The 14,106-nt window shown below is 41.2% G+C and carries 12 protein-coding genes; 7 read left to right on the top strand and 5 right to left on the bottom strand.

The window, feature by feature from the left end; translation table 11 throughout:
* Positions 1 to 251: 251 nt before the first annotated feature.
* The gene (locus HWQ43_RS02620; RefSeq protein WP_292729853.1) at positions 252 to 596 is read left to right on the top strand and encodes a hypothetical protein; all 345 of its coding nucleotides are present in this window, start codon (positions 252 to 254) and stop codon (positions 594 to 596) included.
* On the opposite strand, the gene HWQ43_RS02615 is transcribed toward HWQ43_RS02620, so the two are convergent.
* The 4 genes from HWQ43_RS02615 to HWQ43_RS02600 all read right to left on the bottom strand — a co-directional run bounded on the left by HWQ43_RS02615 (position 559) and on the right by HWQ43_RS02600 (position 8,907).
* Positions 559 to 5,772, bottom strand: coding sequence for a caspase family protein (locus tag HWQ43_RS02615; RefSeq protein WP_292729850.1), 5,214 nt, complete (start codon positions 5,770 to 5,772; stop codon positions 559 to 561). The two genes, HWQ43_RS02620 and HWQ43_RS02615, sit on opposite strands and share 38 nt — an antisense overlap.
* Positions 5,773 to 6,220: 448 nt before the next feature.
* Positions 6,221 to 7,855 (bottom strand): hypothetical protein, encoded by a 1,635-nt coding sequence (locus HWQ43_RS02610; protein ID WP_292729847.1) that lies wholly within the window; start codon positions 7,853 to 7,855, stop codon positions 6,221 to 6,223.
* On the bottom strand, positions 7,852 to 8,298 hold the full coding sequence (locus HWQ43_RS02605) for a hypothetical protein (RefSeq protein WP_292729845.1): 447 nt from the start codon (positions 8,296 to 8,298) through the stop codon (positions 7,852 to 7,854). Before HWQ43_RS02605 ends, HWQ43_RS02610 begins: the two co-directional genes overlap by 4 nt.
* Positions 8,299 to 8,472: 174 nt before the next feature.
* Positions 8,473 to 8,907, bottom strand: coding sequence for a hypothetical protein (locus HWQ43_RS02600; protein ID WP_292729843.1), 435 nt, complete (start codon positions 8,905 to 8,907; stop codon positions 8,473 to 8,475).
* Positions 8,908 to 9,091: 184 nt separating this feature from the next.
* Here HWQ43_RS02600 and HWQ43_RS02595 point away from each other — a divergent pair, with 184 nt between their 5' ends.
* The 6 genes from HWQ43_RS02595 (at position 9,092) to HWQ43_RS02575 (ending at position 13,041) form a co-directional block, all read left to right on the top strand.
* Complete coding sequence (locus HWQ43_RS02595; RefSeq protein ID WP_292729840.1) at positions 9,092 to 10,258, top strand: sigma-70 family RNA polymerase sigma factor; 1,167 nt, start codon at positions 9,092 to 9,094, stop codon at positions 10,256 to 10,258.
* 429 nt (positions 10,259 to 10,687) lie between these two features.
* Entirely contained in the window at positions 10,688 to 11,863 is a 1,176-nt protein-coding gene (locus tag HWQ43_RS02590) for a DUF1822 family protein (protein ID WP_292729837.1), read from the top strand.
* Positions 11,842 to 12,036, top strand: a complete 195-nt coding sequence (locus tag HWQ43_RS33675) for a DnaB-like helicase C-terminal domain-containing protein (RefSeq protein WP_366932769.1) — start codon at positions 11,842 to 11,844, stop codon at positions 12,034 to 12,036. Before HWQ43_RS02590 ends, HWQ43_RS33675 begins: the two co-directional genes overlap by 22 nt.
* Before the next feature lie 86 nt (positions 12,037 to 12,122).
* Positions 12,123 to 12,263, top strand: a complete 141-nt coding sequence (locus HWQ43_RS02585; RefSeq protein WP_292729834.1) for a hypothetical protein — start codon at positions 12,123 to 12,125, stop codon at positions 12,261 to 12,263.
* A 37-nt stretch (positions 12,264 to 12,300) separates the two neighbouring features.
* Positions 12,301 to 12,525: a helix-turn-helix domain-containing protein gene (locus HWQ43_RS02580; protein WP_292729924.1), complete on the top strand. Its 225-nt coding sequence runs from the start codon at positions 12,301 to 12,303 to the stop codon at positions 12,523 to 12,525.
* A 294-nt stretch (positions 12,526 to 12,819) separates the two neighbouring features.
* The gene (locus HWQ43_RS02575) at positions 12,820 to 13,041 is read left to right on the top strand and encodes a CopG family transcriptional regulator (protein ID WP_292729831.1); all 222 of its coding nucleotides are present in this window, start codon (positions 12,820 to 12,822) and stop codon (positions 13,039 to 13,041) included.
* 619 nt (positions 13,042 to 13,660) lie between these two features.
* Here HWQ43_RS02575 and HWQ43_RS02570 read toward each other — a convergent pair.
* Positions 13,661 to 14,106 (bottom strand): AraC family transcriptional regulator (locus HWQ43_RS02570; protein WP_292729828.1); only part of this gene is annotated, 446 nt, incomplete at its 5' end.

Here is a 14,106-nt window from a genome sequence, read left to right as displayed (position 1 = left end):
TAGGGACATTGGGACGATTTCGCTATAATTGTTTGGCGGCGATCGCTTTAATTATTTAATAGACATAAGTTCTGGAAACACTACTCAGAAAACTGCATAAAAAAACTCAACTGGATCTATTAAGTCAGTGAAGGGTTTTAAACCCAAAATCTGGAATACTGTTGCTTGCCTTTGTAGCTAAGTATCTACAGAGGTACACGCTCCCTAGTAGTTCAGCTGAAAGTATATATTAAACAGGAAAAAGGCTTGATATGCAAAAGCAAATTTTGGGTTTAGCGATCGCATTACCAACGATATTATTCACTGCCTTACCTACTTTGGCAAATCCCGTACAACTTATTACACCCAAAGTTGGTAATTTACAACAAGTTGTGGTAAAAGGGGAGTTTCAAACTCCTGTAATTGAGAATCAACTCAGGAACCCAGGAGATGAACAATCACCGGGGCCAACCGGTGGTAACTCGCCGGTGAAAGGACCAGGGCCCAGACCTCCTCGCAGAGATACATTGTTGCAAAAGCTGGGTACAGGTTTACAAGATACGATCAATTCTAGCTCCGTCAATCAGAACATAGCCAACCCCGTTCTTGGTCGCTAATATTCGGGTTAGTTTTGAGGTAATCCTTTAGCAATTTACAACTGCGAATCAGTAGATTGTCTAAATCTTGGGTTTGCAGTTCTGTGCTAAAAAGACGCCAAAGTTTAGCTGTACCATCAAAACTGGCAGAAGCCAAAAATTTCCCATCAGGGCTAAAACTGACGCTCAATACTGCATCAGTATGACCTGGGAGAGTTTTGAGTTCTCTGCCATCACGGTTCCAAAGTTTAATGCTTCCATCACCGCTCGCTGAGGCTATTATCTTGCCATCAGGACTAAAGCTGACGCTGTAGACGCCATCAGTATGTCCTGTAAGAGTTTGTAGTAAAGTTCCATTGCTGACTTGCCAGAGTTTGATAGTTTTATCAGCACTAGCCGAGGCGAGTACTTGACCATCACGACTAAAACTGATGGCGTTGACAGCATTAGTATGTCCTGGCAAATTATACAGTAACTTGCCATCCTTAACTCTCCAAAGCAAAACTTTGTTATCTCTACCAGCTGAGGCTAATACTTGACCATCAGGGCTGAAACTAACGCTCAAAACTTCAGCCGTGTGTCCTTGGAGAGTTTTAATTAAAGCTTTTCTTTGAATATTCCAAAGTTTAATGGTCATATCAGCACTGGCGCTTGCCAGAATTTGACTATTAGGGCTAAAGCTGAGACTATTGACATTGCTGCGATGACCTAGGAGGGTTTTAATCATATAGCCGTCACGAGTCCGCCAAAGTTTAATGTAATGGTCAAGACTCGCTGAGGCTAATACTTGACCATCAGGGCTGAAGGCTAAACCGTAGACTTCATCGCTGTGTCCATAAACTGAAGTACTATGACCTTCCAGAGTTTGGCGCAAAGTTCCGTCACGAGTTCGCCAAAGTTTGATCGTAGTGTCAAGGCCTGCGGTGGCTAGAGTTTGCCCATCGGGGCTAAAACTCACACTATAGAGTTGACCTTGAGATCCTGTCAGAGTTTTGAATAGAGGATTATCTCGCTGCCAAAGTCTAACAGTTTTATCAGCGCCAGCCGAAACTAAAGTCTGGTCATCTGGGCTAAAACTGACGCTATAGACTGCAATACTATGTCCTAGTAAAGTTTGGTGTAAAAAGCCGTCCTTAGAACTCCAAAGTTTGATTGTGCTATCAGCGCTGGTGGAAGCTAAGGTTTGACCATCATGGCTGAAGTTGACGCTGAGAACTCCTGCATTGTGCGCTGGAATACTTCTTAGCAGTGTGCCATCTCTGCGCCAGAGTCTCACGGTTTTATCTTCACTGGCTGAAGCTATTTGACCATCGGGGCTAAAAGCGACACTGGAAACTGCGGCGCTATGCCCAAGTAGGGTTTTTTGCAACAATCCATCGCTAACCCTCCAAAGTTTAACAGTCTTATCTGCACTAGCGATCGCCAAAATTTCACCATCAGGGCTAAAACTGACACTATTAACAAAATCTTTATAACCACTAAAAGTTCTCAGCAAATGACCATCGCTAACTTGCCAAATTTTAGCAGTGCGATCGGCGCTACCAGTGGCGATCGTCTCACCGTTGGCAGACCAAGATAAACTCAGAACTTCCGCAGTATGACCTTTTAGTGTTCTAATTAAACCACCGTCGCTAGTTCTCCACAACTTCACAGTACGATCAAAACTAGCAGTTGCAATCATTTGACCATCTGGGCTAAAACTGACACTCCGCACTATATCAGTATGCCCTGTTAATGTTCGTAGCTTTGTGCCATCCTGTCCCCAAATTATGGCCGTTTTGTCGTTGCTAGCCGATACAATTGTTTTGCCGTCAGGACTGAAACTCACGCTCGATACTTCAGCACTATGCCCTTCCAAACGGTTGCGCTCTTGAGTTCCAGAAATTACTTGTTGTAAAACATTGAGAGTCTGAGTTTGCAACTCGGCTGGTGCGCCAAAAGTGTTTTTTAGCTGTTTACCTGCTTTGACGCTGGCAATTAACGCTTCTAGCTGCTGATGTGATAAAAGATTAGCTTGAGATGAGGCATTTAATGCTTCAATTTCTCGCAATTGGGCTGCTTGGGATTTCCAATAGGCTAAAGAGCCAAAACAGACTGCCGCTAATCCCAAAACACTGAATGCAACTACAGCCCTTTGGGCTTGCTTGAGTCTTCTTTTCTCTTGTTGTTGCTGTTGTTTTCTTTGTACTAAACAAGCTTCAATAAACCGTTGTACATCAGCAGAAAGTTCGTCGGTATATTTAATATAGATATCTTCTGCCTCTGCTAGTCGCACTCCTTGCAACAAAAAATCAGCTTGCTGACTACGTTGCAGCCACAATTGGGAAGCCTGTTCAATTTGCCTTTGTTTTCGCAAGCGATCGCGATTTTCTTCTAACCACCAGCGTAAAGTTGACCAATGACGGATGAGGATTTCATGGGCGACTTCTACTGTTATCGGCGAAGGGGACAAGGGAGACGGAAGGGTACTTGTTTTGTTGTCTCCTTTACTACCCTCGGCAATATTTGTATCTTCTTCTAAATTCATCACCACTAACTTGGCAGCAGTTAAGGCGTTGAGGGTTTTTTCTACCAATGCGGCGGGATATTTTTTGACTATCAACTCTGATTTATGTACCCGTCTGCGAGTATCTTCTGTACCCTCACCTAGTTGCGTCAAAGATAAAAAAATCCATTTAGCACACTCTCGCATTTGGGCATCTAAACTTTCGTAAACAGCTTGAGACGAGCGCTCTAATGCTCCTTGAATTCCGCCTAGTTGCTCTTGATAGGTTTGTAAAGTCAACTCACCAGCAACTCGATGTTGCCATAATTGCTCTAAAACAAATTCTAGTAACGGCAAATCTCCTGGCGAGTGATTTAGCTCCCGCAACAATACTTCCACCAGTTCTGGTTCTACTTTTAATCCGACTTGTTGAGCCGGGTTGAGAATCACCCGCCGATAATCATCCAAACTTAATTTCGGTGGAACTAACACGCTCAAATCCTGCAAAGCTTTAGCCAGTGCTGGTACTTCTAAACAGGAGGCAATAAAGTCTGCCCGTAAAGTAATAATTAATTTGAAGCGATCGCCAGCATATTGCACCGCTCCCAGCAATAATTCTAAAAATAGCTCTCTGTCAGAAGTTGGAGCCAGGGTAAAGATTTCCTCAAACTGATCTACCACTAGCACTACAACTCTATGGGGTTGGTTACGTATCCAGTAAACAAATCCCTCTACTCCTTGGTGAAATATTCCCTCTAACAAGAGATAGGAAGATGAAAAATAATTCTCCCCCTGCCCCCCCTGCCCCCTGCCCCCTGTCCCCTGCCCCCTGCCCCCTGTCCCCTGCCCCCTGCTCCCTGCCCCCTGCTCCCCTACTCCCCCAAGCCGCCGCGCTAAAGCTTCAAGAGGATTTGCCCCTGGACGAATGCTTCTAATCCACCATTGTTCGCTACTAGGTATTTGTTTACCCAATCGCAGTTGGGGAATTACACCAGCTTGCACAATTGAAGATTTGCCGCTTCCAGAAGCACCGATAACGGCTAGAAAAGAGCGATCGCGTAGTTGGTGAATTAACTGCTGAGTTAAAGCTTCTCTGCCGTAAAAATACTGACTATCTTCTTCCAAAAAAGCACTTAACCCCATGTAAGGGCATACTCCCAAATCCAATCCTGTGGTTGTTTCTGCTGTATTTGTGTAACTTTTTGCTTGGAGAATTTCTATAATGCCTTGCGTACCTGATAACCAGATGTAAAGAGTCACACCGCTACCTACCAAGGATAATTGTAGTTGAGCGATCGCTCCGGCGGCTGAGAGTCCATCTGTATGGGTTGCCGCCATCAAAGTATCGAGAAATTTTTGGGCAAAGCGTTCTGGTTCCTCAGCAGGTGAGGCGTAGGCGATTAAACATTGTCCTTGGTGGGAGTCAATTTGCAAATCTTCTACCCAATCTTGCAAGGATGTATTAGCTACAGGACAATCGAGGATAATAATTTGTTGAGCGGTACAGAGGCGTAGCTGTTGTTTCAACCAAGAACGCTTGATGCGGATATTTTCTGCCAGCAATAACCATTCGCCTGCATCGGTTTCTTCAATTCGTCCCCGCAGATAAAGCAGAATAACTTCTGATGCTGGTTGTTGTAAATGACGAGCGATCGCTTCTTTGATCCGATCGGCAGATACTTTTGTTGCTGGCAAATACTCTAGTGCAAAATCTCCAGCACTTCCGAGAAATTTGCTAATATCTAGTGTTGTTTTGCTGACTGATAATCCCTCTACTACTATTCCTATCCGGCGATGCACTCCAAAAGTTGCCTGGGTTAATCTTTTTCCTACAATTAGTTCCCCAACTCCCTCAACAATTCGTTTAGGAGTTTGCAACGGATATTCTCGAAAGAGTTGAGTTTCTCCTTTAGTTTTTTTCTGCTGATTAATCAGCCGCAATTGTTGATTACTTTTATCTATATATTGAAGAGTTTGATGATACACGTATCGATATAAATTATCCACATAAATTAAGCCTTGGCTATCTGCTGCCTCACCTTGCAATCCTTTCATTAAATAATAAGTAAACACTCCATGTCCCAATTCGGGAAACTCCCAAGATTGCTGGTTAGCATCACAGGAAAGCAAAGCATAAAAACCTTTACTTTTAGCAGCCCGCTGCTGTAATACTTCAACCATTTTTGGTGTAGCATTCAGCAATGATTCTATTGTTGTACCTCTAAGTGTCATCCCGCCACTATGACAAGCATCTAACCAAACAAGCTGATTTTGCGCTCCGCTATTACCCAAAAATAGCAAAAGTTCTTGTAAAGCTAAAGCTGTGTTTTGGAGATGAGATTTTTGAGTATCTGCCAAACACAAAAATGCTTGCTGCGTGTTTGGTTCTACAATCCCATGTCCAGAAAAATAAAATAGAATAGTATCAATAGGTTGAGCCGCAGTGGTAATTTGCCGGAGACTAGCACGGATGTTTTCTAAAGATGGTGGTTGCGATGCAAAATCATGGTGTATTGTTACCTCTGTTTGAGTAAATTGTGCAGATGCATCTACCAATGCTTCTGCTAAACCCTGACAATCTACTGTTGAATAACTAAGGCTGGGTAGTCCGTCATCTTGATATTGATTGACTCCCACCAACATTAGCCATAGCTTAGGAGTTGCAGCTTGTTTGACTGAAGTTGAGCGACTAGCGATCCCAATTGGTGGCATTACAGTAGTCCTAAATGCGTTGTAAACAAGGCTGACTTTTCACGTTATGTGGAAAAGCTAACGATTAACCTAACCCCCTAACCCCCTTCCCGACGCGGGAAGGGGGAAAATTCAAAGTCTCTCTCCTTTTAGGAGAGAGATTTAGAGAGAGGTTTTCCAGATACCGTGAAAAGTCAGGTAAACAAGGTAGATACTGTTGTAACTTAGGAAAATCAAATTGTTGATGATTATTCAAGAAGTTAAATAACCGCTTAACAACAGCAAAATATTTGCAAAGATGCCAAGATTTTCTCAAAAGTCCTTCATTCCTAACGCTCTGTGACTTATACTTTAGGATAAAATTACAACTCAGATAAGATTGCTATACAGAATTAATAATAACTGAATTGCAGTCCCAAGCCGATAAATTTTATATGCAAAGACTGGTCATAGGTTAGGGAGATTGTAATTACCAGTAAAGTAACCATTGACCATCGCAAAACAATCCATGACCTTGCAGAGTTATTCTTTCATCGTCAGGATAAATACAAGTAGTTGGTGCAATCTGATGAAGTGTGTGTCCACTGTGCAAGACAATTTCACCAACTTTGTAATCATGAAAAGTTTTGGTTCTAAATCGTTTAAGAATCTCTACATCACCTGCGATCGCTTGACTATAATCATTAATATAGTTGAAATCCCAAACATTCAACCCACCCCCACTTTTCGGCAGTTTAATTGGTAAAGTAAACGATATTGTGTTTATAGTATCGAGTTTACCTTCATCCCATTTGAGATTTCGGTATTGCAAATCGAAGTGTGTGGTAGCATTGGGTTTAGTGATAAGATTAGAATTTTGCCAAATATGAAAACCGGGCAGCGCTGCATCTGGTTTATACATTACAGGGTTGATAAGCGTCTGCTCTAAATACTTTTTGATTAACTTATAAAGCCAACCTAAGTGTAGTTCTAGAAGTAAATTATATTCATGAGCTATAGTATAATAATCCTTAGAAAAATTAGGTTGATTTAAGAAATCTAAGTAACTAGCTGTACCTAAAGTATAGAAAAACTTTGGGGAGTTTCCTCGTTTTATCCAGAATTCTCTTAAACTATGAATTACAGAACAAATATCATAACACTGTTCAGATGTCACAATTTGTTCTGAGAAAATTTCATTACGCGAATCTGTATACCAACTAATACTATTTCCTGCAATATCTTCTGTAAGCAAAGCTAATAGCGAGTCGGTTATTTTCCCATCTGCCCGAATATCATATCCATCGTATCCGGGCATTGGATTAACTTCTAAACACCAGTACTCTAGAGAGTCAGTAACTTTAAAATCCCAACCTGCAAACTTTAACCCCAATGCAGCAGTTGCATTAATAATTTTTTGGTGTAAAGCTTCTGGTAATTCCCACTCGATATACTCAGCTTCTTCATGAAAATGGCGATAGTCTACCTGTGGACATTTTATTAATTCTGCGTGAACTCTATCACCCACTACATGCGCCCGCACATCAGCGCCCTTTATATATCTTTGCAAATGAACTGGGCCAGCGTCTGGGTGAAAATCGAGAAACTCCTCTGATTTTACCAGTCTACTATCGGCACGAACACCCGATGTTGTCTTAACAATTGTCAATCCAGCGTTAGCAAACTCAGCTAGAACTTCTGGATTGGAACTAGTAAGGCTATCAGCAACTTGAAAACCTAAAGACTTTAGATGAAATTCATGAAGCGGTTTTGAGAAATTATTTGCGCCAGCACCAGGACGATTAATTACGTTACCGGGAATATGTTCTAGCCAACAGCAAAGTGCAGCAAGAAGACTTTTCCATCGCATCGCATCTTGTACATCTGATTGTACGGTTGAAAGGTCAATCAAGCGACAATAATAAGAACCATGAGGATTTAATACATATTTTTGGCTAGAACAACTTATCCAGCTTTGATTATCATTGGGTAATGCTAGCCTCCAATCTCCATTTTGAATTACTTCGCGTAAATTAATTATTTGGACTTCGGCACCATGAGATTCAGCATAGTTAACAAAATGACAAAAAGTGCGATCTGAATCGAGACCAATTGCATAAATCATGAGAAAATAGTCTCCAAAAGTGCGGGAGCAAAATCTGACCAAACAAACTGTATTTCTTCCAGCGATGGATAAGGGTTAATACGAGCAATATTGGCACTCTCTAAGTTACTATCAATACTCCAAGTTACAGTGCCAAATACCAAATCTAAATTTCTCAGCAGCGAAATACTTTTTTCTTCTAGCTGCAAATGTTCTAGAGATGTATTGGTGCAACGCCATGCTTTATCTTCTAAAACAACAACAATTTCATATTCAAGGTTAGTCGAAACCCAACTTGCGCGAAATGGCCCCACCCCTTCAGGGATTTCTGGATACGCAGCAGTATTATAAGTAGTTAAATCTTGGAGATACCATTGTTTATTGAGTAATGCTTGCGGCGATGGTGGAACTTGTGAAGAGAATATTTCTAGATTGCTAGTATAACCAGCTTTTAATTTAGTCAAGTTAGAAGAATATGATAAATTACCCCAAAGACTATTTGCAGTTGGACGATTAATTACTGGTGATAAGGAAAGGCGCTAGCCTCTCCCTTTGGGAGAAGACCGCGCTGCTTCACTTACTTGCAAACTTCTCTATTGTTGTTAGAGTAATAATTGATGCTGATTTTTAGTGATTATTTATCTCACTCTTGTTTGCTTTTGAAAGTATTCACGAGAATAGTAATTTTGTCTGCCGCTATTATCTAAAAACTGCGTATAGCCTTGCAACAGTAATTCTTGACGAGCATATCCCAAGGTTAGCAAGGAATTTGCGAACCCTTTATTATAGTTGGCTGTTGCATATTTATGATTAGTATCTTGGACATTAATACCATAGGTAACTAATGGTGCAGTTCCCCAATCACAATTACTAGGATGACATTTGCCAAACACCTGAATATTTAATTTATTGCTACCACCTGAGGTAATTACTAAACGAGTAATATTAGAAGTATTGGCATCTTTATTTACCCAAGTACCAATAAAGTCAGCAGGTACAGCTAAAGCAGGATTGATTAAAGCAGTAGTTAAGATGCTACTAGCAGCAATAATACTCAAAGAACGTTTCAACATTTTAGTCACACTCCATTATTCGTAATTGTTTTTGTAACTTATTGATAAGTAGACACGATTACCAGTTGGCTAAGTATAAAATATTTCATTTAAGTCGAAATATAATCCTCACACCTTGTAGTAAAGTTTGTGTAGGCGTCCTTTAACGCTTTCAGTCTTTCTATAGGTTGGGTGACAATTTTTTATGCATCCTCGACAAAGCATCATTGAAATTTTTTCAACTTTTGTGCAATTTGACGCCGATCGCTTCAGTGGTTGGGCGACGGAACCAAAATTACGTCGCAGTATGCAAAGTTATCTCAACCGCACGTCTCAAGAAACTTCGGAACATTTTTGGGTTTTGTATTGGTATAAATTTTGGCTGATATCTGAAACGAAGCTACTGGCTAAAGAGCATCTGGCAGCTTACTTGCAAGAATCCTGTTATTGGGCATCCCAAAAAACAGTTAACAGTTTTGCGAGTACTCAGTACAAGCTATCAGACTGTTTTCAGATTGCGATCGCTCAAGTTCATAAAGTCCTCAAAGGATTTAATCCAGATCGAGGCTTTATTTTAAAAAACTACGCTACTGCCCTCTTTAGCAGTGCTATTCGGGAAAATTTACGCCAAAATCGTGAAATTGATATTTGTACCGATTGGGGATTATTACGAAAAATTACTAAAAAGTTTTTGGTGGAGTCTTTACAAAATGCAGGTTTATTGCTAGAAGATATTAACAGTTACGTCCTCGCTTGGAACTGTTTCAAAAGTATATATATCCCAACGCAAAAAGGTACTTCTCGCCAAATTTCTCAACCAGATAATGAGATTTGGGAGGCGATCGCGAAAGCTTATAATTCACAAAGTGGTCAGCAAGTCAATTCCCAAACCCTAGAAAAGTGGCTTTTAACTGCTGCTAAAGCCGCACGCCGCTATCGCTATTTTCCCGTTGACTCTCTCAATATCCCTAAAGGGAGCGATGATTCGTGGGAGTGGCTTGATAATATTCCTGGAACACAACAAGAATCTCTAATTAATGAAATTCTTGCTCAAGAAGAAGAACAAACAAGAAACTTTCAACAAACTGAGATTAACAAAGTTTTAGTGGCTGCGATCGCTCAACTTGAACCGCAAGTACAAGAAATTTTGCAACTTTATTATGCTAAAGAATTAACTCAAGACAAAATTGCCAAACAATTACAAATACAGCAATATACTGTCTCACGGCGACTAAAAAAAGCCCAAGAAACTTTGTTACGCTTTTTAGCTAATTGGAGTAAAGATAGTTTGCATATTTCCGTTACTTCAGACCTACTCAAGAATATAAACATACTAATGGAGGAATGGTTGAAAAATTACTATGGTGTATGACAAGGGAGTGGGGATTGGGGACAAGGCGAGTTATATCATGTCCGCTTGATTACTTATTAAACCCGAATCACCCCACCCCGCCAAAGCTATGCTTTGTCTCCCCTCCCCGCAAGCCTACGGTGTATACATAAGTCTGAAATAGCTGATTAACCAAGGTTTTACCCCACCCTAACCCTCCCCTTGGAAAGGGGAGGGAACTACATTTCCGGCTTCCCCCCTTTCCAAGGGGGGATTGAGGGGGGTAATTCGACTTGTGTGTACACTGTAGCCCCGCAAGCGGGGAGGGGTTGGGGGTGGGGTGCAATGATTGTGGAAATCATAACTAATTTATCCGGACATGATATTAGAACCTTGTTCATCCATCTCAAAGCTTCGTTAATCCACCTCAAAGCTCCGTTAATTTAGCCTAGAACCTCAACCCCAATCCCTATGACTACTGACACCACTGTATTTACTTTCGCTAACCCAACAGATATGGTTTTGGAAATCCCTACAACTACCCAAAACCAAGCGGATTTACACAGCCAAGCTTTTTCTAATGCTAGTTCTCGCTATCAAGCTTATATTAATCAACTTTGCCTGGGTGCTATCTTGCTATGGTTGCAAGAAGACTGGACATCACAGACAAAGGTTTGGCCAACTACCACTGCTTTACCCAGTTTCTGGGAACTGGTTAATGGAATTGCACTCACGCTTGATACAACAAGATTAGTCTTAGTTCCCAGTGAAGCAATTGATTTGAGTGAATTGCGAGTCCCCCAAGAATGGGTGGATATTCCTAGTTGGGTAGGTGATTATTATTTAGCTGTGCAAGTTGAACCAGACGAAGGCTATGTTAAGGTTTGGGGTTATTGTAGCCATGAAAAACTAAAAACTCAAGGCAGTTATGATGCCAGCGATCGCACTTATTCCCTCGATGCTACTGATATAATCAACGACATCAGCGTTTTAGCGATGGCGCGTCAATTGTGCCCAGAAGAACCCACCCGTAGCCCTATCCAAGAGATTCCAAGCTTATCATCACAACAGGCACAAAATTTAATTGCCCGTCTGGGAAACCCGGAAATACTTACACCTCGCCAAGAAATCCCTTTTCAACTGTGGGGTGGATTAATTCAACATGGCGGTTGGCGACAAAATTTATATCAACGACGCTTAGAATTACCAGAACAGTGGTCAGTTCTCCAATGGTTGCAAAGCGGTGTTTCTCAAGTTGCTGAGGCTGTTGGTTGGGGAAGCTTTGATTTACAACTTAGTGCTGCTGGGGCGCGGGGTGTGGAAGACACACAACCAAGTACCATTCTCTCTCGTCGGTTGGCGATCGCAGGTCAAATTTACGAACTTTTGATTAGACCACAAGGTGAGCCAGATGCAACTATTTGGCGATTTGAATTACGTAATGCCGCAATCGGTGCAGCTATTCCCGGTGGTTTTAAACTCCGATTACTTACCGAAGATTTACAGCCTTTTCCCAATAATGAAGATGTAGCTGCAACGGCTGTAGAACAACTCTACGTAGAAGTTGCCTTAGAAGCTGGAGAAAGCATAGTTTGGGAAATAGAACCTTTTCCCGACAATTATAATTGGGAAATACTCAAGTTTTAAAAAAGAATTTAGGCGTTGCATATTTGCGGAGTGCCGAAAACCGCGTACAAGAAATCGACTCCATCTTGAAACAACTCAGTGCGATCTCTAAACAATTCAATTGCGCTGTCTTGGGTTTGGCACAGTTAAAAAGAGAAGTTGATACCCACTCCGAAAAGCGTCCAACCAAATAGTCCGTTTAAAACTTATACCAAGTCTAAGTGAAGGTGCATAGAACTGTAGAATAGAGAGCATAAAAGAAAAAACTCTTGAGGAAGCAATGGCACGCCCTTTCAACCTAGAAGTTCAAGAAAGTGCTGAGTATTTGTCAAAAAGCCTGAAAAATGCGCGAACAGCAGATGAAAAAGAGCGTTTGCAGATGCTCTGGTGGCTCAAAACAGAGCAAGTGACGCAGCATTAAGAATTGAGCCGAAGGTTGGGCAAGAGATGGATCAACAATCACGAGATGGCTGCAAAGGTATAAACAAGGAGGACTATCTAAACTTTTAGAGGTAAAAACTGCACCAGGGGCAAGTCCTTTAATTCAAGGAGAAATGCTGACACAGCTAGTGTCGAGATTAGAATCTCCAGAAGGATTTAGCAGTTATAGACAAATTGTCCAATGGCTGGAGCAAGAATGGAAAGTACAAATCAAATACAAGACAGTTTACAGTTTAGTATGACTTTATCCTTGAAGCTCTGTTTCACCAAGCTTTATTATATGCAGACTCATAAAGAATTGGTATAACAATATCTGCAAAAGAGATAGCCTTTTATCAAATAAATCTAAAATTTATATAAATAATTTATCAGTGAAGTTTGAATTACAGGTGAATACCCTGGCTAATGATGTGCTAAAAATAGTTTTACGGCAAGTATGCTGTGGTTAACATCTGGCTGAAACTGTTAAATGTTAACCATTACATCTGACGTTATAAGCCTACATAATTTCTCAAATTTAATTATTACAACAAGTCATGAACAAAAAATGGGCTGTCAAACGAATCACAATAAATCTCGCATCAGTTGAAAGCGAAAAACTTGAAAAATATTGTGCCAACACAGGTAGACCAGCAACTGATGTGATTCGGGAGTTGATTCGCTCTCTGACAATAACCGAGATGTCAGCGTCTGAACAGACTACACCATGTAGCTCTGACCCTGTTGTACACAATCATTCTTTACCTACTCCTTGTTAACTAAAATACCCAAGATTTAACTAGCACGATATACACAACACATATGTGCTAGGTCTTTGTTGTGTTGTCAATAATGCAAAATACCCGAAAGCAATCCATATATCCATCACATTATCGTATTGCTCTCCATCTTGCTTCTTGAGTTCCCAACCGAAATTAGCAGTATTTTACTTACGCCTTGCACTCAATTATCTATTTTTCTTCAATGCCTCAAGGCTTACCTCTTATTCATTGTATTTGTAATACTATAAGGTAATAACAATGATTCCAGTTGCGTTAATGTTGGATGATTCTGTTTTAAATATTAGACCTGATTTTAATAAAGAATCTGTGACAGTTGTTCAAATGAGCGAGCAGAGTACCTAATATTGGCGAATCTCTAGAGATTTATGCAAATCAAAACGTCTATTCTCAAACAGAAAAGTTCACAGTCACTAGAGTTACTCACTGGGTTCTTTTACAAGGAGATTTTAGAGAAAGTGAGCCAAAAGCTGAATTCACTCTTGCTTACCAAAGCTAATTTGGACAAAATACACATCTTGCAAGAGGAAATTTTGCACGGACGAACTGGTACGTAGGGCAGTTTTTGTATCCGTGACCCCATGAAGACCGTTTTCAATTATACCGTAGAGCGCAGATTTTGAATATCCCGCTTTGGTGGCTGGCCAAAGTAACGGCTATATTCGCGGTTAAACTGGCTGGCGCTTTCATATCCAACCTCGAAGGCCGCGCTTGCCGCATCCAGTCCATCTATCAGCATACGGTTGCGCGCAATATGGAGCCGAACCCCTTTTTGAAATTGAAGCGGGCTGAGTGTTGTTAGCGCCTTGAAATGATGGTGGAATGTGGACAGCCCCATTCCAGCCAGTTGGGCGAGTTCTTCAACCCGTAATGGCTTCATGTAATTCGCCCTGATCCATGCGATTGCCTTGGCTGTCCTGTTGCTTTGACAACCCTGCATTGCAATCGCACGAAGGCGTGCGCCTTCCGGCCCGCGTAAAAGCCTGTAACCCACATTCCGCAGGTGCACTCGTAAATGCTGTATTTTTGAAAATGACGTAAATG

The sequence above is a fragment of the Nostoc sp. JL31 genome, assembly GCF_017114965.1.
Lineage (GTDB): Bacteria > Cyanobacteriota > Cyanobacteriia > Cyanobacteriales > Nostocaceae > Nostoc > Nostoc punctiforme_A.
This window is presented reverse-complemented; position numbering and strand designations above follow the sequence as displayed.

What these genes read in the sequence shown, in the direction of transcription:
- HWQ43_RS02585 (WP_292729834.1), top strand. Translation starts at nt 12,123, where the DNA reads ATGGCACGCCCTTTCAACCTAGAAGTTCAAGAAAGTGCTGAGTATTTG.
- HWQ43_RS02600 (WP_292729843.1), bottom strand. Translation starts at nt 8,907, where the DNA reads ATGTTGAAACGTTCTTTGAGTATTATTGCTGCTAGTAGCATCTTAACT.
- HWQ43_RS02620 (WP_292729853.1), top strand. Translation starts at nt 252, where the DNA reads ATGCAAAAGCAAATTTTGGGTTTAGCGATCGCATTACCAACGATATTA.
- HWQ43_RS02590 (WP_292729837.1), top strand. Translation starts at nt 10,688, where the DNA reads ATGACTACTGACACCACTGTATTTACTTTCGCTAACCCAACAGATATG.
- HWQ43_RS02575 (WP_292729831.1), top strand. Translation starts at nt 12,820, where the DNA reads ATGAACAAAAAATGGGCTGTCAAACGAATCACAATAAATCTCGCATCA.
- HWQ43_RS02595 (WP_292729840.1), top strand. Translation starts at nt 9,092, where the DNA reads ATGCATCCTCGACAAAGCATCATTGAAATTTTTTCAACTTTTGTGCAA.
- HWQ43_RS02615 (WP_292729850.1), bottom strand. Translation starts at nt 5,772, where the DNA reads ATGCCACCAATTGGGATCGCTAGTCGCTCAACTTCAGTCAAACAAGCT.
- HWQ43_RS02610 (WP_292729847.1), bottom strand. Translation starts at nt 7,855, where the DNA reads ATGATTTATGCAATTGGTCTCGATTCAGATCGCACTTTTTGTCATTTT.